Annotated in this window: 18 protein-coding genes; 9 read left to right on the top strand and 9 right to left on the bottom strand. The window is 68.5% G+C overall.

Annotated elements, in window-relative coordinates:
• Positions 1–4 precede the first annotated feature (4 nt).
• The 3 genes from Q4F73_RS03415 to Q4F73_RS03405 are packed head-to-tail and all read right to left on the bottom strand — an operon-like array spanning position 5 to position 3,473.
• The gene (locus Q4F73_RS03415) at positions 5–949 is read right to left on the bottom strand and encodes an ABC transporter permease (RefSeq protein ID WP_303357947.1); all 945 of its coding nucleotides are present in this window, start codon (positions 947–949) and stop codon (positions 5–7) included.
• A complete protein-coding gene (locus Q4F73_RS03410) occupies positions 946–2,478 on the bottom strand; it encodes a sugar ABC transporter ATP-binding protein (protein WP_303357946.1) in 1,533 nt (510 codons plus the stop codon). Before Q4F73_RS03410 ends, Q4F73_RS03415 begins: the two co-directional genes overlap by 4 nt.
• Positions 2,479–2,483: 5 nt before the next feature.
• Positions 2,484–3,473, bottom strand: coding sequence for a LacI family DNA-binding transcriptional regulator (locus tag Q4F73_RS03405; protein ID WP_303357945.1), 990 nt, complete (start codon positions 3,471–3,473; stop codon positions 2,484–2,486).
• A 121-nt stretch (positions 3,474–3,594) separates the two neighbouring features.
• Between Q4F73_RS03405 and Q4F73_RS03400 the strand changes: the two genes are divergently transcribed.
• The 3 genes from Q4F73_RS03400 to thpR are packed head-to-tail and all read left to right on the top strand — an operon-like array spanning position 3,595 to position 5,462.
• Positions 3,595–4,461, top strand: coding sequence for an ADP-ribosylglycohydrolase family protein (locus Q4F73_RS03400; RefSeq protein ID WP_303357944.1), 867 nt, complete (start codon positions 3,595–3,597; stop codon positions 4,459–4,461).
• 3 nt (positions 4,462–4,464) lie between these two features.
• Positions 4,465–4,938, top strand: a complete 474-nt coding sequence (locus Q4F73_RS03395) for a hypothetical protein (protein ID WP_303357943.1) — start codon at positions 4,465–4,467, stop codon at positions 4,936–4,938.
• Complete coding sequence (gene thpR, locus Q4F73_RS03390; protein ID WP_303357942.1) at positions 4,935–5,462, top strand: RNA 2',3'-cyclic phosphodiesterase; 528 nt, start codon at positions 4,935–4,937, stop codon at positions 5,460–5,462. The genes Q4F73_RS03395 and thpR overlap by 4 nt, the downstream gene beginning before the upstream one ends.
• Here thpR and Q4F73_RS03385 read toward each other — a convergent pair.
• The 6 genes from Q4F73_RS03385 to Q4F73_RS03360 form a co-directional block, all read right to left on the bottom strand.
• Entirely contained in the window at positions 5,459–6,763 is a 1,305-nt protein-coding gene (locus Q4F73_RS03385) for an HNH endonuclease signature motif containing protein (protein ID WP_303357941.1), read from the bottom strand. The genes thpR and Q4F73_RS03385 overlap by 4 nt on opposite strands.
• Positions 6,764–6,832: 69 nt before the next feature.
• Positions 6,833–8,254, bottom strand: coding sequence for an ABC transporter ATP-binding protein (locus Q4F73_RS03380; RefSeq protein ID WP_303357940.1), 1,422 nt, complete (start codon positions 8,252–8,254; stop codon positions 6,833–6,835).
• Complete coding sequence (locus tag Q4F73_RS03375) at positions 8,251–9,066, bottom strand: ABC transporter permease (RefSeq protein ID WP_303357939.1); 816 nt, start codon at positions 9,064–9,066, stop codon at positions 8,251–8,253. Before Q4F73_RS03375 ends, Q4F73_RS03380 begins: the two co-directional genes overlap by 4 nt.
• Positions 9,063–9,980, bottom strand: coding sequence for an ABC transporter permease (locus Q4F73_RS03370; protein ID WP_303357938.1), 918 nt, complete (start codon positions 9,978–9,980; stop codon positions 9,063–9,065). Before Q4F73_RS03370 ends, Q4F73_RS03375 begins: the two co-directional genes overlap by 4 nt.
• On the bottom strand, positions 9,977–11,464 hold the full coding sequence (locus Q4F73_RS03365) for an ABC transporter substrate-binding protein (protein WP_303357937.1): 1,488 nt from the start codon (positions 11,462–11,464) through the stop codon (positions 9,977–9,979). Before Q4F73_RS03365 ends, Q4F73_RS03370 begins: the two co-directional genes overlap by 4 nt.
• A gap of 20 nt (positions 11,465–11,484) precedes the next feature.
• The gene (locus tag Q4F73_RS03360) at positions 11,485–12,228 is read right to left on the bottom strand and encodes a GntR family transcriptional regulator (RefSeq protein ID WP_303357936.1); all 744 of its coding nucleotides are present in this window, start codon (positions 12,226–12,228) and stop codon (positions 11,485–11,487) included.
• A 171-nt stretch (positions 12,229–12,399) separates the two neighbouring features.
• Here Q4F73_RS03360 and Q4F73_RS03355 point away from each other — a divergent pair, with 171 nt between their 5' ends.
• The 6 genes from Q4F73_RS03355 to Q4F73_RS03330 all read left to right on the top strand — a co-directional run bounded on the left by Q4F73_RS03355 (position 12,400) and on the right by Q4F73_RS03330 (position 18,800).
• The gene (locus Q4F73_RS03355; RefSeq protein ID WP_303357935.1) at positions 12,400–13,521 is read left to right on the top strand and encodes a TIGR03364 family FAD-dependent oxidoreductase; all 1,122 of its coding nucleotides are present in this window, start codon (positions 12,400–12,402) and stop codon (positions 13,519–13,521) included.
• A 111-nt stretch (positions 13,522–13,632) separates the two neighbouring features.
• Entirely contained in the window at positions 13,633–14,583 is a 951-nt protein-coding gene (locus tag Q4F73_RS03350; RefSeq protein WP_303357968.1) for a phosphate/phosphite/phosphonate ABC transporter substrate-binding protein, read from the top strand.
• An 8-nt stretch (positions 14,584–14,591) separates the two neighbouring features.
• Positions 14,592–15,416 carry a phosphonate ABC transporter ATP-binding protein gene (gene phnC / locus Q4F73_RS03345; protein ID WP_303357934.1) on the top strand — a complete coding sequence of 275 codons (825 nt, stop codon included), beginning with the start codon at positions 14,592–14,594 and terminating at the stop codon, positions 15,414–15,416.
• A gap of 37 nt (positions 15,417–15,453) precedes the next feature.
• Positions 15,454–17,061 (top strand): phosphonate ABC transporter, permease protein PhnE, encoded by a 1,608-nt coding sequence (phnE, locus tag Q4F73_RS03340; RefSeq protein ID WP_303357967.1) that lies wholly within the window; start codon positions 15,454–15,456, stop codon positions 17,059–17,061.
• A 24-nt stretch (positions 17,062–17,085) separates the two neighbouring features.
• Positions 17,086–17,760, top strand: a complete 675-nt coding sequence (locus Q4F73_RS03335; RefSeq protein WP_303357933.1) for an HAD hydrolase-like protein — start codon at positions 17,086–17,088, stop codon at positions 17,758–17,760.
• Positions 17,757–18,800 (top strand): zinc-binding dehydrogenase, encoded by a 1,044-nt coding sequence (locus Q4F73_RS03330; RefSeq protein ID WP_303357932.1) that lies wholly within the window; start codon positions 17,757–17,759, stop codon positions 18,798–18,800. Before Q4F73_RS03335 ends, Q4F73_RS03330 begins: the two co-directional genes overlap by 4 nt.

Raw genomic sequence — 18,800 nt, 5'->3', positions numbered from 1 at the left:
ATTGTTAGGTGGTGGTCTTCTTGCGCAGCACATCGAAGCCGACGGCCAGGGCGATGACGAGGCCGATGACGATCTGCTGCCAGAAGGAGGAGACGTTGAGGAGGTTGAGACCGTTGCGGATGACGGCCAGCAGGATGGCACCGATGAGCGTGCCCGTGGCCTTACCGGTACCGCCGGCCAGGGAGGCGCCGCCGATGACGACGGCCGCGATGGCGTCGAGCTCGTAGCCCACACCGGCCTGCGGCTGCGCCGAGGACAGGCGACCGGCCATGACCAGACCGGCGAGGCCGGCGAACAGGCCCGACAGCGCGTAGACGGTGACCAGGATCTTCTTCACCGGCAGGCCGGAGAGACGCGCGGCCTCCACGTTGCCGCCGATGGCGTACATCGAGCGGCCCAGCACGGTGCGGGAGAGGATGAACCAGCACACGAAACCGGCGATGACCATCATGACGATGGGGATCGGGATGCCCGCCACGGTGCTGCCCAGCCAGTTGACGGTGGGCGCGGTGGCGATGGGAGAGCCCTGCGAGATGACCAGGGTGGCGCCGCGGGCGATGGACATCATCGCCAGGGTGGCGATGAAGGCCGGCAGCTTGCCGTAGGCGGTGGCGATACCGCTGATCGCGCCGGCCAGCAGGCCCGTGGCCAGGCCGGCGATGAGGGTGAGCCAGCCGGGCAGGCCCGCGTCCACCCAGAACCAGGCCGAGACCATGGCGCCGAGGGCGGCGACCGCACCGACCGAGAGGTCGATGCCGGCGGTGACGATGACGAAGGTCATGCCGAACGCCAGGATCGCCACGGTCGCGGCCTGGATGCCGATGTTGAGGAAGTTGTTGACGGTGAGGAAGTGCGGGGTGGCGATGAACAGGGCGATGCACAGGACAACGAGCCCCACCAGGGCACCGTTGTTCATCACCCAGTTGAGCACCTTACGTCCGGTGGTCATCGGTTCTCCTTGTCGAGTTCGTCGAGGGTGTCGGAGGTCAGGGCGTCGTCGACCTGCGAGACCGCGAGCGCCATCACCTCATCCTGGGAGGCGGTGTTGGGCAGCTCACCGGCGAGGCGGCCGCCCGACATGACGAGCACGCGGTCCGACATGCCGAGGACCTCGGGCAGCTCGCTGGAGACCATGAGGACGGCACCCCCGGCGGCGGTGAGCTCGTTGATGATGTTGTAGATCTCCACCTTGGCGCCGACGTCGACGCCGCGGGTGGGTTCGTCGAGCAGCAGGACCTTCGAGCCGGCCAGCACCCAGCGGCCGAACACGGCCTTCTGCTGGTTGCCGCCGGAGAGGTTGCGGATCTCCTGGTCGAGGCCTGCCATGCGGATGCGCAGCTTCTCGGCCACCTCGGCGGCGCGCTGCCGCTGGCCGCGGCGGTCGGCGAGGCCGAACCTGGCGGTGGAGCGCAGGGTGGCGAGGCCGAGGTTCTCCCCGACGTCGGCGCCGAGCACCAGTCCCTGGGCCTTACGGTCCTCGGGAACGTGGCCGACGCCGCGGCGGATGGCCTCGGCGATGTCGTTGTGGCGCAGGTCCTTACCCGCGATGCGGACGGTGCCCGAGTCGATGGGGTCGGCACCCGCGATGGCGCGGACGACCTCGGTGCGCCCGGCCCCGACCAGGCCGGCGACACCGACGACCTCACCGGCGCGGACCTGGAAGGAGACGTCCTGGAAGCGGCCGGCGGCGGTGAGGGAGTCGACGTCGAGAAGCACGTCCCCGACCTCGGGGACCACGCGCGGGAACTGGTCGTCGATGTCGCGGCCGACCATGAGGCGGACCAGCTCCTCCTCGGGCGTGTCGGCGGGGACCTCGGCGACGAACTCACCGTCGCGCAGGACGGAGACGGTGTCGGCGATCCGCGCGATCTCGTCGAGGTGGTGGGAGATGAACACCATGCCCACGCCCTTGGCCTTGAGGTCGTCGACGACGGTGAACAGCTGGTCGATCTCGTGTCCGGTGAGCGCGGCGGTGGGCTCGTCGAGGATGAGGATGCGCGCCTCCATGGACAGGGCCTTGGCGATCTCCACGAGCTGCTGGCGCGCGATGCCGAGCTCGCCGACCGGGGTGTCCAGGTCGACGTTGACACCGATGATGTCGAGGGCGGCCTGGGCGCGGCGGCGCAGCTCGCGGTAGTTGACCAGGCCGAACTTCTCCGGGGTGCGCCCGAGCATGACGTTCTCGGCGACGGACATGGTGGGCACCAGGTTGAGTTCCTGGTGGATGGTGGCGATGCCGAGGGCCTCGGCCGCCTTGGTGGTGGGCAGGGTGGTGGGCTGGCCGTCGACGATGATCCGGCCGGAGTCGGGCTGGTGCACGCCCGACATCATCTTGATCAGCGTCGACTTGCCCGCGCCGTTCTCCCCGAGCAGGGCGGTGACCTGGCCCGGGTGGACGGAGACGCTGACCTCGTCGATGACGTTGACGGGGCCGAAGGACTTGGAGACCTTCTCCAGGGTCAGCAGCGCAGCAGTCATACGGGTCACCTCCTTCGGGTGAAATCACTGGATGGGCGGATGATGAGTGTGGTGGGGATCGTCGGTGGGGTCGGCGGGGAGGTCCCCGACATCAGTCCGATGAGCAGGTGCAGGGCGCGTGTCGCCAGGTCGGCGACGTGCTGGTCGACGACGGTGATGGGGATGGCCTGCAGGCGCATGGTCGGGTTGTCGTCGAAGCCGATGAACGCGAGCTCGCTGCCGATGGCGATGCGCCGCGCGTGGCAGGCCTCGAGCGCGCCGACCGACATCATGGAATCACCCGCGATGATCGCCTCCACCCCGCGGTCGAGCAGGTCGAGGGTGCCGTCGTAGCCGTCGGAACGGTCGTATCCGCCGTGGTAGATCTCCTGCTTATCGACGCCATGCCTCCCGCACGCCTCCTCGAAGGCGGCGAGTCGGCCCACGCCGGTCGAGGTGGTCATGGGCCCGGAGAGGTAGCCGAGGTGGCGGTGTCCGCGCTCGAGGAGGTGGGCGACGGCGGCGTCGATGCCCGGGCGTGGGTCGGAGGCGACGGTGGGCAGGTGGGCGTCGGGAAGTTCGCGGTCGACGAGGACGACGGGCATGCCCAGGCGGGTGAAGGCGGCGGCGGATCCGTTGTAGGGGACCGCGAGGATGCCGTCGACCTGCTGGGCGGCGAGGGTGCCCAGGGAGGTGGCGAGTTGATCGGGGTCCTCGGCGGTCGACGAGATGATCGTCGACAGCCCGTGGCGGGAGGCTTCCTGCTGGATGACGTGGGCCATCGTGGCGAAAAACGGGTTGGCCAGGCTGGGAACGGTGAGCCCGATGATGTTGGTGCGGGAGCTGCGCAGGGCGCGGGCCTGGGCGTTGGGCTGGTAGTTGAGGTCGGCGGCGCAGGCGCGGACGCGCGCGGTGGTGGCGCTGGCGATGGCGGGGTTGCCGGCCAGGGCGCGGGAGGCGGTAGAGACGGACACACCGGCGGCCGCGGCGACGTCTTTGAGGGTGGGGCGGGCCATGGTGTCTCCTTCCGTGTTGCAATCGTTTGCACTCACTCTAAGACCGTGCTTCCGCCCCCGTCAAGTGTCCCAGGTCACAGGTTGGTGTCGGTTGTGCTGGGCCGCACGTAAACTCAACTCCATGACGATTCGCGACCGCGCCCTCGGCGCCTGGTACGGCCAACTCATCGGCGACAACCTCGGCGCCCTCGTCGAGTTCCGGAGCCCGGCCCAGATCGCCGCCGCCTATCCGGAGGGGGTCCGCGAGATGGCCGACGGTGGCACCCACAACATCGCGGCCGGCCAGCCCACCGATGACTCGGAGATGGCGCTGGCACTGGCCCGTTCGATGGTGCGGCAGGGCGGCTACGACCGCGCCGACGTGCTCGACTCCTACCGGCGCTGGTACAACTCCCACCCCTTCGATATCGGCGCCACCATCAGCAGCGCACTCCGCGGGCAGTTCAACGAGAACTCGCAGGCCAACGGCGCGCTCATGCGGATCTCCCCGGTGGCCATCGCCTACCACTCCGACCCCGCGCAGGCCGCCTCCCTGGCGCGTACCGACGCCGCCCTCACCCACCCCAACTCCTACTGCCTCGACGTCAACTCCGTGTGGACCGGGGTGCTCGCCGGAGTCATCCGCGACGGCGCCGATCCCCTGGAACTGTTCCGCCTCTACTCCTGCGAGGGCCTCTACGACGAGGAACCCGGCGACACCTCCGTCCAGCAGGGCTGGGTCCGTCACGCCTTCACCCTCACCGTCCACGAGGCCGCCCGCGGGGACAGCTTCGAGGAGGCACTCGTGCGCACCATCGGCCGGGGTGGTGACACCGACACCAACGCCGCGATCGTCGGCGCCTTCCTCGGTGGCGTCCACGGCGTGGAGGCGATCCCGCAGCGCTGGCGCGACGTCATCGACACCTGCCGGCCGATCCGCAACCGCCCCGCCGAGTACCACCCGAACGACGCCACCGAGCTCGTCGACTCGTTGCTCGGTATCGTCTGAGGCATGCTCATCCCTGACTGGATCGCCGCCGAAATCCACGCTGGCCGCACGGAGCTGCAGGCGCTGCTCGATACGGCACCCTTCGACCGCGCCGCCGTCCGCACCGTCGCAGGCTCCGGCGACTTCCGCATCAGTAACGGCCACGTCCACTTCGCCGACGTGCCCAGCCCGGGCACCTGGTTCCCGCAGCGCGAGCCCACCCTCGTCACCTCCTGGACCCTGCCCGTGGTGGTCACCGAGGGCATGCTTGCCGACGCCCCCGTCCCCGTCCCCCTCGCCATCGGCTCCCTCGTCCAGGTCTACCGCCAGGGGCACCGCTCCCTGGACACCCGCCTCGGCCCCCAGGCGGTGATGATGGATGACACGGAGATCCGCCTGGGCTCCATCGCGCGCTTCCTGCGCGAGCTCGGAGCCAGCGCCGGGGACACCGTGCGCCTGCATTTCGACACCACCGGAGCCTTCGACGTCACCCGATGAAACGGCTCTTTAGCGCCCTGCTCATCTCCCCGGAGGCCCGCGAGCACCTGGTCCACACGTTGCGGCCCATCCGTGAGGCCCACCCCCGCGGGCTGCGGTGGACTGACCCGGACAACTGGCACATCACCGTGGCCTTCCACGGACAGATGCCCAACGATCACACCGACCTGCTCGGGCACCTGGCGCAGGCGGCCGCGGCGTCCTCGCCTATGACCCTGCGCCTCCACGGGGCGGGCTCCTTCGGGCACCGGACACTGTGGATGGGGGTCGGGGGAGAGGTGCGCCCGCTCAAGTCACTCATGGCGGACACGATCCTCGAGGAGCCCGCCCAGCCCCAGAAACCGCACCTGACCATAGCCCGGACACAGGAACGCTGGCTCGTCGGCGACCTGGTGCATGCACTGGCGGTCTACGAGGGGCCGACGTTCCTGTGCGAGGAGCTGGCGCTCATGGAATCGAGACTGGGGGAGGGTCGCTCGGGTGGCCCCAGGTACGAGGTCCTGGAGCGGGTGCGGCTGGGTTAGAAGGGTGGGGGGTCGTCATCTGGCGGAGGCGGGGTGTATGCACCGGTCTCCGTCTCCATGATGCGCCTGTCCTGCGACTGCTGCCGAACCCGTTCCTGGCGGTTGTTCCTCCGCTGCCCGACCGTCTGCAACCATCGCCGTTCCTTGAGGGAGAGGGGGCCGCTGGGTTCGGAGACCACCCACGAGCCGTCCTCGTAGAGGAGATACTTCTCCCTGGTGAACGGGTCGATGAGGTAGATCATCCGGCCATCCGTCTTGACGTTGTGGTGGGGCTGGCAGAAGCAGGCCAGCTGTGCGGCGGTCGTCGGCCCGCCCTCGGCGTGGGGGATGCGGTGTTCCATCTGGGTGCGGTGCCCCGGGGTGCCGCAGCCTGCTTCGGAGCAGCTGCCGTCCCATCCGATGACCACCGCGCGGATGTCGTCCGGAGTGGCGTAACCGTTGGTCACCTTGTCGTAGAGCTCATCCATGTCCCGGATGGTGGTGGCGCGCTCGACCAGCTCCTTGGTCATGGTGGGGTTGAGGTAGCCGACACCGGACATCCAGCCCGGGGCGTCCGGGATGTCCTGGGCGCGGTAAATGTTGAGGGTCACGTCGGTGGCGCCTTCGCCCCGGACCAGGCGGCTGAGGGCCTCGGCCTGGCTGACCTGGTGGGAGGCGGCGTACTTGCGCACCCGTTCCTCAATCTCCATGCCGGAGGCGGCATCGGTCTCCAGGTTGAGGTACGCGCGGTCGGCGTCGTAGGCGACCGAGAAGTCACCCTTGGGCTCCGGCAGTGGATCGTCATTGTCGGAGACCGAGGTGTCGAGGGTCTGGATGATGGCGTTGAGCTTCTTGGCGATCTGCCCCGGGGTGGGCAGATTCTGGTTCGCGCGGGTGGGGGTGAGGAAGGTGGTCAGCTCCTCGTCGATGATCGCCATGTGCTCGGCGATCGAGTCGTCGATCTTGTTGAGGACACCGTCGATCGTCTTGAGCCGGAAGAGATCGAGGTGGAAGAACCGCTCCTGGAGCTTCTTCAGCTTCGGGAGCTCCCGGATGCGCTGGTGGGCGTAGATGGCGGAGGTGAGGTACGTGTCACCCCAACCGGTGGACTTGCGCAGGCGGGCCAGGGCCAGGCGGTAGTCGGCGTCCTTCGCGGGCAACTCCTCCTGCCACATCCGGTAGTCCTCGCGGCGCATCCGGGTCCCGCGGATGGCGGCCTTGTCGAGGGGGTTGGAGACGGAGTAGTAGGCGCTCGGACGCGTCCACTCTCGCAGCGACATTTCGATCGTGGACTTCGGTACGGCCAATTCGATCGTGCTCATGCTGCTCACCCCCTGTTCCTCCCGTATTGTTGACCCCAGAATAGAACACACAATCGAAAAGCGCAAGGGTCACATGCGAGGAATGGAGGCCAGGAGGGATTTCGTGTACTCATGCTGGGGATTCTCCCAGATCTCCTCGGTCGGACCGTGCTCGACAATCCGGCCCTGATGCATGACCGCCACTGTCGAACACACCTGCCGAACCACGGCCAGGTCGTGGGAGATGAACAGGAGGGTGAGGCCGTACTCGTCGACCAGGGCGTCGAGAAGCTCGAGGACCTGGGAGCGGACGGAGACGTCGAGGGCGGAGACGGGCTCGTCGGCAAGCAGGATCTCCGGCTTGCCCGCCACGGCCCGCGCGATGGAGATGCGCTGGCGCTGCCCGCCGGAGAACTGGTGGGGATAGCGGTCGACGGCATCGGCGGGCAGGCCCACCTCCGAGAGAACCTCCAGCACGCGGGCGCGATCCCCACCACCCTCCGCGACGGAACGGCCGACGGTGAGGCGCGGGTTGAGGGAGGAGCGGGGATCCTGGAAGACGACCTGGACGCCGGCGTCGATAAGCACGCGACCCTGATCGGGCACATCGAGGCCCGCGACCTGCCGCAACAGCGTCGTCTTGCCGGACCCGGAACCACCGACCACCCCGAGGCGCTCGCCGCGGTGGACCACCAGCGACACATCGTCGAGGGCCTTCGTCGCCCCGTACTGGCGCGTGACGTTCTCCAGGGTGATCACGGGGTCGCCGTGGTCGCGGACCTCCGCCGGTGAGCCGGGCAGGGACGCGGCGACGAGGCGCTGCGTGTACGGGTGCTCCGGGGCCCGCAGCACCTGCTCCGTGGTCCCCGCCTCGACGATCTCACCGCCGGACATGACGAGCACGCGGCGGCACATCCGGTTGATCACGCCGAGGTCGTGGGTGATGAACAACAGCGACATCCCCAGCTCATCCACCAAATGGTCGAGCAGGTCGAGCACCTGGTCCTGCACGGTGACATCAAGGGCGGTGGTGGGCTCGTCGCAGATGAGCAGGTCAGGCTCCTGCGCAATGGCCATCGCGATGAGCACGCGCTGGCGCTGTCCGCCGGAGAGCTCATGCGGGTAGGCGCTCATGCGGGCGGGGTCGAGGGAGACGCGTTCGAAAAGGTCACCGACCTCCGAGCGCCCCGCCGCCTCCTGCACCTGCTTGCCCACGCTCATGAGCGGGTCCAACGCCGTCATCGGCTCCTGGAACACCATGGAGACCACGGCGCCGCGCAGGGGACGCATCCGGCGGTCACTCAGCCCGATGAGTTCCTGGCCTTCCAGCACCACCGAACCCGAGGCGGACAGCCCCCGCGGCAGCAGTCCCATGATCGACAGGGCCGTCAGTGACTTGCCGGAACCGGATTCCCCGATGATGCCGACCCGTTCCCCGCGGCCGACGGTGAAGGAGATGTCACGCAGCAGGCCATCGCCCACGCGCAGACCTGTCACGGAGAGAATGCTCATCGTCGGCTCCTGGAGGGATCGAGGACATCGCGCAGGCCGTCGCCGAGCAGGTTGAAACCCAGCACAGTCAACGCGATCGCCAGCCCCGGCCACAACGCCAGCTGCGGGGCGGAACCCAGCGAGGCCTGCGCCGACTGCAGCATGCGCCCCCACGACGCATCCGGTGGGGAGGTGCCCAGGCCGAGGAAGCTCAGGGCGGCCTCCGCGAGGATCGCCAGGGCGAAGGCCACGGAGGCCTGCACGATGATGACGCCGCCGATGTTCGGCAGCACGTGCCGCTGCGCGATGAGCAGCTCCGGCACCCGGGACACACGCGCGGAGGCAATGAAATCCTGTGTCATCACCTGCAGCGTCCCCGCCCGGGCCACGCGCGCGAAACCGGGGATGCCGGCGATGCCGATGGCGACCATGGCCGTCAACGTCGATGCCCCGAACGCCGCCCCCGCGATGATCGCCAGCAGCAGCGCGGGGAAGGCGAGCATGAGGTCCATGCCGCGCATGATGAGCGTTTCCGCCCAGCCGCGCCGCATGCCGGCCAGGATCCCCAACGGCACCCCGAGCAGCGCGGAGATGCCCACCGCGACCAGACCGACGAAGAGCGTGATCTGCGCCCCGGCCATGATGCGGGAGAACACGTCGCGGCCGTAGCGGTCGGTGCCCATGAGATGCTCGGGAGTCGAACCCAGCAGGCGCTCGGCGGGCATCGCGTGCACCGGGTCGTAGGGGGTCCACACCAGGGAGATCAGCGCGAGCAGCACCGTGACGGCCACGATGAACGCCCCGATCCACCCGGAGACAGGCATCCTGCTCATGCGCTCCTCCTGATCCGCGGGTCGATGAGCCGGTAGGTGACATCGACGACGAGGTTGACCGTCAGCGTGAACACCACGAGCAGCATGACGATCGTCTGCACCGCCGTGAGATCGCGCCGCGCCACGGAATCGAGCAGCATCGACCCGAGCCCCGGGATGAGGAACACCCGCTCGATGACCACCGCGCCGACGATGAGACTCGTCAGCTGCAGCCCCGCCACGGTCAGCACGGGCAGCGCGGCATTGCGCAGTCCATGCCTCCACAGGGCCTCGCTTATCGACGCCCCCGTACTCCGCGCCGTCCGAATGAACTCCTTGTCCAGCACCTCCAGGATCGCGGTGCGGACATAGCGGGTGAGGATGGCCGCCTGCACCAGGGTCAACGCGATGACCGGGAGGATGATGCGCTGCAGGAAGCCGACGACGTCCGTCCCCGGTGGGATCCACCCGTTGGCCGGGACCCATCCCAGGTGCACGGAGAAGACGGTGACCAGCAGGATGCCGGTGAGGAAGGAGGGGATGGCGATGCCGATCTGGGCGGCGGTGGGAAGCACGCGATTCGACGTCCACATGCCCAGGGGGATGGCGATGAGCAGGGACAGCACCATCGCCGCACCACACAGGATGAGCGAGACCTGCGCGCGGTCGACGATGAGGGGGGTGATGTCCTGGCGGGAGGCCAGCGACATGCCGAAGTCTCCCGTGAGCAGCCCGCCCACCCAGTCGAGGTACTGGACGATGAGCGGGCGGTCGGTGCCGAGTTGGCGGGCCAGTGCCTCCACCGCCTCGTCGGTGGCCGTCACACCGAGGGCCACGCGCGCGGGGTCGCCGGGGACCAGTCGCAGCAGGAGGAAGATGACCACGGAGGCCAGCAGGAGGGACAGGAGAAACCTGAGGATGATGCGGGCGATCACTGCTTCTCCATTCCGGCCAGCGCGAGGGCGTCGGTGACCACGGTCGGGGTCACACCGCTGACCCCCGGCGCGGCGACGACGATGTTGGGCAGGTTGAAGATGGTCAGTGCTCCGGCGTCGGACATGATCGTCGCGACGGCCGACTCCATGTGGTCCACCTGCTCGTCGACGCTGACGGCGGTGTCGGCGGCCAGCAGATCGTCGCGGGCCTGCTCATTGTCGTAGCCGAGGTAGTAGTTGGGGTTGCCGAACAGCGCAGGGATATCGCGGGCCTCCACGTGGGCGATGAGCGACATGTCGTAGTTCTTCGCGGTCATCACCTCCGCCAGCCACACCGCGGGAAACTCGAGCGTCTCCAGGCGGACGCGGAAACCGACGTCGCGCAGCTGCGAGTAGAGCAGCTCCGAGATGTTCTGCGCATAGGGCAGGGACGGCAGGGAGATGGTGATGTCGGGGGTGCGGCCGTCGAGAAGCTCCCGGGCGCGGTCGGGGTCGAAGGCGGCGAAGTCCTCGCCGGTGAACCAGGGATCGGTGGGCGGGACCGGGGTGCCGCCGGTGTCGGTGGCCAGGCCCTCCCACACCACCTGGTTGACGGCCGCGCGGTCCACGGCGTGGAACACCGCCTGGCGGATGCTCGGATCATCGAAGGGGGCGCGCTGGTTGTTCATGGAGAGGAGCACCTCGCCGTTGGTGGTGCCCACCTCCACCACATACTCCTCCGGGAGCGTGTCCAGCAGCTCTGGGGCCTGCATCGCCCACACCAGGTCGATGTCACCTGAGCGCAGGGCGTTGACGGCGGAGGTGGCGTCGGAGAAGTAGCGGATGGCGGCGTTCTGCTTGGCCTGCTCGCCCCAGTAGTCCTGACGGGTGTGGAAGGTGATGGACTCGCCCACCGCGAAACGGCCCAGCGTGTACGGGCCGGTGCCCACCGGGTGGGTGGCCAGGCGGTCGACTGCTCCGGGCGACATCATCGCCCCGGTCAGTGTGCCCATCGACCACAGCCAGTGGTGGGAGGGCCGGGAGAGGGTGACCTGCAGGGTGTGCTCGCCGAGCACCTCGACATCGGCGACGACATCCATCTGCGACTTCAGGCCGTTGGTCCAGGAATCCTGCACGTTCTCGATGGAGAACTTCGCGGTTTCAGCTGTGAAGGGGGTGCCGTCCGAGAAAGTCACTCCCTCGCGCAGGTGGAAGGTGTACTCGGTGGCGTCCTCGGAGACGTCCCAGGAGGTGGCGAGGAGGGGGACGATGTCACCGGCGGCGTCGATACGCACGAGCCCCTCGTAGATGTTCGCCATGAGGGCCTGGGGGATCGCCGCACCGCCGGTGGTGGTGAAATCGAGGGAGGCGGGCACGCCCGTGGTGCCCAGCACCAGCGACTCCCGGCCCGCGACGCGGCCCACCTCCGTGGCGGTGGAACCGGCGGAGCACGCCGTCAGGGCCAGTGCGGCCATGATCGGGGCGAGCGCTCGACGAACAGTCATGGCAGTGACGTTAGTCGAAGTCAGCCCTGGATCATCGACAACCCGGAGGGGGAGTTCCGCGTGGAGTTGAGGGTGAAACTCGCCTTCGTGTGCAGGTAACGGTCATCGGAGGACTCGATCGGGGTGCCGTCGGTGGTGAAGGCCCGCCGACGGACCCGCAGCAGAGGAGTGCCCACGGGTACCTGCAGGAGCTCCGCATCCTCGGGGGAGGCGCCGACGGCGTCGATGGTGCGGGTGGCGGTGTCGATGTCCACCCCGGAATCGATGAGGTGCTGGTAGATGGATCCGGAATCCGTGTCGAAGCTGAGCACATGACGGCCGAACTCCCAGGGGTAGTTGAGACGCTCGACCATCGCGGGCGCACCATCCATGAGCCGGAGGCGGAAGACGGAGACCACGGGATCCCGGTCCGGGATGTCGAGCGCGGCCGCCAGGGTGCGGTCAGCGGGCTTCTTGGTGATCCACTGGGTCTGCTGGCCGGGAACGATGCCGGAGTTGTGGCACCACTGACTGAAGGAGAAGATGTTGTCGAAGGACTGCGTGGGCACGGTGTCGAGCACCCGGGAACGACGTCCCTGGCCGGAGGAGATGAGGCCCTCCGTGCGGAGCAGCCCCACCGCATGTCGTACGGTGCCTCGCGCGGAGGAGAACTGGCGGCACAGCTCTGCCTCCGAGGGGATGGGATCTCCGGGGGAGAGACGGCCCTCCCGGATCGCGTGGCGCAGGTGGTCGGCGATCTCCTGGTACTGCTGCAGGTCAATCACCTCCTTATCTGTACAAGGTCGATGCGTGTCATCATTCTACCGCTGGTCAGCGGGCGGGGCGAGGGTGGTGCGCTTCGCGGGCGGTAACTCCTGTCTAACTCTCGGTGAACAATCGGCAAACCTGTCTAGTCAGGCTTGTTGGAGGGGTGGGTAGGTTGCGAAGATCGGGGCATGTCGAACACACCTGACCTCATCGTCGTCGGAGCCGGGATCCTCGGGCTCGCCACCGCCTTCCTCGCCCATGAACAGGGAAGGTCCGTTCTGGTCATTGATAGCGCGGATCGGCCCGTCGGTTCCTCCCTGCAGAACTTCGGGCACGCCTGCTTCACCGGTCAGGCGGATGTCATCCAGGAGGTGGCCGGCCGTGCCCGGGCGGGCTGGCTGCGGGCCGCTGCCGCCGCCGGGTTCTGGGCCGCGGAATCCGGTACCTGGATCCCGGCTTCCACGGACCTGGAGATGGAGGTCCTGCGGGAGTTCTCCGGGCACCGCGGGGCAGACGACGTCACGCTCCTGAGCTCTGCCGAGGTGGGGCGGGGGATAGGCAACCCTGCCCTGGAATGTGTCGGCGGCGCCCACCTGCCCCGGGACATGCGCGTCAACCCCCGGGAGGCGGCCCCCTCCCTGGCGTCGTGGTTGTCCGGGCACGGCGTGCGCTTCGTCTGGAACACGCAGGTCACCGGCGTGCGGGACGGGGTCGTGGAGACGGTTCGCGGGCAGTTCACCGGCGCGCAGGTGGTGGTGTGCCCGGGGTACCGGCTCATGGGCCTGTTCCCCGAGATCGCGGAACGCCACGGGGTCCGGGTGTGCACCCTCGCCATGGCCCTGCTGGAGCGGCCGGGAAGGGTCCCTGCGGACCTGGCCATGCTGACCGGGACCTCCCTGGCCCGGTACGACGGATTCGCCGCCATGCCCAGCGTCGGGGCCCTGCGGGAGGAGCTCGCGGAAACGGAGCCGGAGCTGGTGGGATGCATCGCCAACCTCATGGCCACCGGTATCGGGGAGGGGCTGCTCGTCGGCGATTCGCACGCCTACGACCTCAGCCCCGAGCCCTTCATCGATGAGTCGATCGCGCAGCTGCTGCAGGACCGGGCCTGCGCGATCCTCGGGATCGAGCGCCCCGTGGTGCGTCAGCGCTGGCTGGGGCGCTACGCCGACAGCGCCTCGACGAATCTCGTGCTGGAGCGCCCTGACGAGCGCACCACCGTCGTTGTCGTCACCTCCGGAATCGGGATGACACTGTCGTTCGGCATCGCCGACCTGGCGCTGTCCGGGGAATCCGTCGCGGGTTTCTGAGAAGCGACGCGCAGGTTACTTGTACATGAATAGTTCCTACTCGACTAGACAAGCAGGGCGACCCGTTCCACAATGCTCCTGAACCAGCCGTCACTCCCCGAAAGGCCCACCATCATGACCCGAAAGCTCCTCGCCGCCGGTGTCGTCACCGGCGTCGCCCTCACCGTCGCCGCCTGCGGCTCCTCCGACGACACGACCGAATCCTCCACCGACACCGCGGCAGGCCAGACCCTCACGTTCGCGGCCGTCCCGGCGGAATCCTCCGCCACCCTGGAGCAGACCTTCCAGAACATCACCGCGCTCATCGAGCAGGAGACCGGTGCCACGGTCGAGTTCCAGAACGCCTCCGACTACGCCGCCGTCATCGAGGGCATGCGCGCCGGGCAGGTCGACCTCGCCTCCTTCGGGCCCTTCTCCTACGTCATCGGCAAGGACTCCGGGATCGACATGGAGCCGATCGCGGCACCCACCCACGATCCCGACGTGGCACCCGCCTACACGTCCCTCGCATACGTCCCCGAGGACTCCGACATCCAGAGCCTCGAGGACCTGCGCGGCCGCACCGTCTGCTTCGTCGACCAGGCCTCCACCTCCGGGTACCTGGTGCCGATGAAGGGTCTGAACGACGTGGGCATCGACCTCAACGCCGATCTCACCCCGGTGCTCGCCGGTGGCCATGACGCATCCCTGCTCTCCCTGGGGTCGGAGAACTGTGAGGCCGCCTTCGCCCACGACGCCATGCTGACCACCCTGACCAAGTCCGGCCAGGTCGAGGAGGGAGCACTGCGGTCGATCTGGGAGTCCGACCCCATCACCGAGGACCCGATCGCGGTCAACCGCAGCACCGTCGACGCCGAGCTCGCCGACCAGATCATCACCGTCCTGCGCGAGAAGGCCAACAAGCCCGCACTGGTCGAGGCCGGCATCTGCTCCTCCGAAGAGGACTGTGAGCTGCCGGAGGAGACCGAGTACGGCTACCTGCCGGTCACCGACGAGGACTTCGACCCCATCCGCGACATCTGCCGCGTCACCGACGCCGAGGCCTGCCGCAACGTCGGCTAGGAGATCCCGTGAACAACACCCCCGCATTCCAGGACGAGCTCGATTCGCTCTACTCCGTCCAGATGGACAACGTCACCAAGGACTTCGGTGGCGGAGTCCGCGGCCTGGATGATGTCACCGTCGGCTTCCGGACAGGCGGTATCACCGTCCTGCTCGGACTCTCCGGATCCGGAAAGTCGACGCTGCTGCGACACATCAACGGTCTCCACACCCCGACCGGGGGATCCCTGCGGGTCCTCGGTCACGACGTGGCGGACCTGAAAGGTCGCGAACTGCGGGGCCTGCGCCGCGACATCGGCGTCATCTTCCAGAATTTCAACCTCGTCGGCCCGATGACCGTGCTCGAGAACGTCTGCACCGGTCAGCTGGCCTCCCTCCGGGGTCCCCGGCTCAGCCTCATGATGTACCCGAAGAAGGTGCGTCGGGAAGCCCTGGAGAAGCTGGACCGCGTCGGCCTGGCCGACCGGGCCTACCAGCGCGCCGACACCCTGTCCGGCGGACAGCAGCAGCGCGTGGCCATAGCCCGTGCGCTCATGCAGCACCCCCGGATCCTGCTTGCCGACGAGCCCGTCGCCTCCCTCGACCCCGTGTCCTCCCGCGAGGTCATCGAGCTCCTCCAGCAGATCTCGGCGGAGGACAACCTCACCGTCATCGCCTCGCTCCACCAGGTGCAGCTGGCGATCGATTTCGCCGACCGCATCATCGGACTGCGCGCCGGCCGGGTCGTCCTCGACCAGCCGACGGAGGGGCTGACAGCCGAGCAGGCGTCGAGCATCTACTCCAGCGTGTCGGGTCTCGCGGACGTGGCGAAGGTGGAGACCACCAGTGACTAGCCTCGCTCCCGCCCGCCCCGCCCCGTCCGTCAACACGATGGCGGCCGGCACGGTCTTCGTCGGACTGCTGCTCGCGGGTGCGTGGTCGATCCACTCCCTCGGCATCAACGTCGCCACCATCGCCGACTCCTTCGACAACGCGATCAACTTCGCCCGGCGGATGTTCCCCCTCGACTTCCCGCCACTGGCAGAGACCCTCTCCCTCATCGGGGAGACCCTCGCCATCGTGTTCCTGGCCACGTTGCTGTCGGTCGTCCTGTCCATCCCGGTGTCGCTGGCGGCGGCCCGCCCCACCACCCGTGGCCGATTCTCACAGGGCACCGCCCGGACCCTCACGGTGCTGGCCCGCGCGATCCCGGACCTGGTGCTGGCCATCATCTTCCTGCGCATGTTCGGGCTCGGGCCGGCCGCCGGCATCCTGGCCATGGGCATCCACTCCGTCGGCATGATCGCCAAGCTCTACTCCGATGCCATCGAGGAGCTTGACGACGGCCCCCGGGAAGCGCTCGAGGCAGTCGGTGGCACCCGCCGCCAGCAGATCGCCGCCGCGATCCCGCAGGTGCTGCTGCCGCAGATGATCGCCACGGCACTGCACCGCTTCGACATCAACCTGCGGACGTCGGTTCTGCTCGGTTACGTCGGCGTCGGTGGCATCGGGCTGGCGATCTCGGATTCCCTGCGGGTGCTCAACTACCAGCGGGGAATGGCCCTCGCCCTGCTGGTGCTCCTGCTGTGCATCGTCATCGAGCTGGTGTCCGGAGCGATTCGGGCGACGATCATGAATCGCTCGGGAGCATCGGTGGTTGGCGGAACGTGGGTGGACCGCCTCCTCAACAAGGGGCGGGTCACCGGCGCCGGCGACGTCACCCTGACCCCGCCGTGGAGCCCTGCCCGACTCCGCCGCTTCGCCTCCTTCGGTGTCATCGGCGTCCTCACCGTGGCGTCGTTCATGCGGGTCGACCTCTCGTGGTCGACCCTGTGGGAGGGGCTGGCTGATCTGCCCCGGACGCTGGCGCTGTTCTTCCCGCCCTCGACCGGTGGTGCCCTGGACACCCTGCTGGAGCAGCTGCTCGTCACAGTCCAGATCGCCCTGGCGGCCACCACCCTCGGCGCTGTCCTGGCCATCCCCATCGGCATCCTCGCCGCGCGCAACGTGGTGGCGAATCGCTTCGTCCACAACCTGTTCCGGGTCATCATCGTCGTGGTCCGCGGAATCCCCGAGCTCATCCTGGCGATCATCTTCGTCGTCATCTCGGGACTGGGTGGTGTCGCCGGAACCCTCGCACTCGCCGTCGGCGCCGTGGGTCTGCTGTCCAAGCTGGTGGCCGACTCCCTGGAGGAGACGGACACCGAGGTCCAGGATGCGCTCCGCGCGGCCGGAGCCAGCGAACCCCAGATCTTCTTCTCGGCCACTCTCCGGCAGGCGGCCCCGGCCTTCGTGGCCCACACCATGTACCTGCTGGACACCAACATCCGCTCGGCGACCCTCCTCGGCGTCGTCGGTGCCGGAGGCGTCGGCTTCCTGCTGCTCAACGCCTCCCGTATCAACCAGTTCGACGTCGTCACGATGATCCTGATCCTCATGGTCGCGGTTGTCCTCGTCGTCGAGGCACTGTCCATGTGGCTCCGCCGCACCGTCCGTTGACCCCGACCCCAGAAAGAAGCCTCCATGTACGACCTCGCCATCTTTGACATGGCCCACACCACCGTCGACGACCGGGACGAGGTGTACCGCGTGCTCCGGGAAGCCACCGAGCGTCAGGGCGCCGAGTACACCGACGATGAGTTCCGTGCCCACATGGGCACGGAGAAGAAGTGGGCGATCCGGCAGCTTCTCGACATCGGCGGGCTCGAGGTCACCGAGGAGCTGGTCGAGGAGTCATGGCAGTGGTTCCGGACCGAGTTGCGTCGCACGTACACGCAGAATCCGCCCTCCCCGCTCCCCGGTGTGGAGGACATGTTCGGCGTTCTCCGCGACAACGGGGTGAAGATCGCGCTGACCACCGGGTTCAGCCGCGAGATCGTCGACGTCATCCTCGACGCCATGGGCTGGACCGTGGGGGAGACTATCGACGCCGTCGTCGCCGGCGATGAGGTGGAGGCCGGACGCCCGGAGCCCTTCCTCATCCGCCGCGTCATGTCCGACCTCGGGGTGGCAGATACGGCAGGCGTCATCAGCGTGGGGGACACCTCCGCAGACATCGAGTCGGCCCGCCGGGCAGGAGTGACCTCGGTGGGAGTGCTCACCGGCCACCTGACCCGCGAGCAGTTCACCGACCTCGGCTCCGATCACATCCTGGCCTCCGCCGCCGAGGTTCCGGAGCTGCTGGGACTTCGTCGGTGAGCGCCCGGGCCCAGCTCTGGGAAGGCGGGGAACGCTTCCGCGAGATCGAGGTGCCCCTGCCGGATCTGCGCCCCGGCGAGGTGCTGGTCGCGCTCAGCGCCGCCACCGTCTGCGGATCGGACCGGCACACGGTCTCGGGTCGTCGCCCCGGTGCGTGCCCGTCGATCCTGGGGCACGAGGGTGTGGGAATCGTCCAGGACAGTCGCCGGGAGGACATCACCCGCGGTCAGCGAGTGGTCTTCTCGGTGACCTCTTCCTGTGGCGCGTGCCGCGCCTGTCTTCGGGGCCTGAGCGCCAAATGCGTGGACGTGCGGAAAACGGGCCATGAGCCCTTCGACGGTGAATGGCCGCTGTCCGGCACCTACTCCACCCACATCCACCTGCTGGCCGGGCAGGCGGTCCAGGTGGTCCCGCACGACATCCCCGACGCGGTGGCCTCGACCGCCGGGTGCGCGGTCGCCACGGTCATGGCCGCCTTGGAACAGGCCGGTGACCTGTGTGGTCGCTCCGTCCTCATCACCGGCGTGGGAATGCTGGGGATGATCGCCGTGGTGGCGGCGCGGGCCGGAGGGGCCACACACATCATCGCCTCCGACCCGGATCCGCGCATCCGTGAGCTGGTGTCACCACTGGCGGATGCCGTGGTGGAGCCGGGTGGGCACCATCTCGTCGATGTCGCGTTGGAGTTCTCCGGCGCCTCCGCGGCGGTGCAGGACTGTCTGCGCTCCCTCGATGTCGGCGGGCGGGCAGTTCTGGCCGGGACGGTGTCCCCGGTGGGAACGGTGCCGGTGGATCCGGAGTGGCTGGTCCGCGGGTGGCGGACGGTGACCGGCGTGCACAACTACGAACCACGTCACCTGGCGGAGGCGGTGGCCTTCCTCAGCGCGGAGGGGGAGGCGCTGCCGTGGGCGCACCTGCTGCACGGGCCGGTGCCCCTCGACCGGGTGCCGGAAGTGTTCTCCACCGCCCCACCGGCTGCGCGGGTGATCGTCACACCGGGGAGAAGTGCGCCGGCGAGGGGGTACCGCGCACCGCGTTGA

Origin of the sequence: Corynebacterium sp. (assembly GCF_030535495.1) — a bacterium.
In the GTDB taxonomy this organism is placed as follows: Bacteria; Actinomycetota; Actinomycetes; order Mycobacteriales; family Mycobacteriaceae; genus Corynebacterium.
This window is presented reverse-complemented; position numbering and strand designations above follow the sequence as displayed.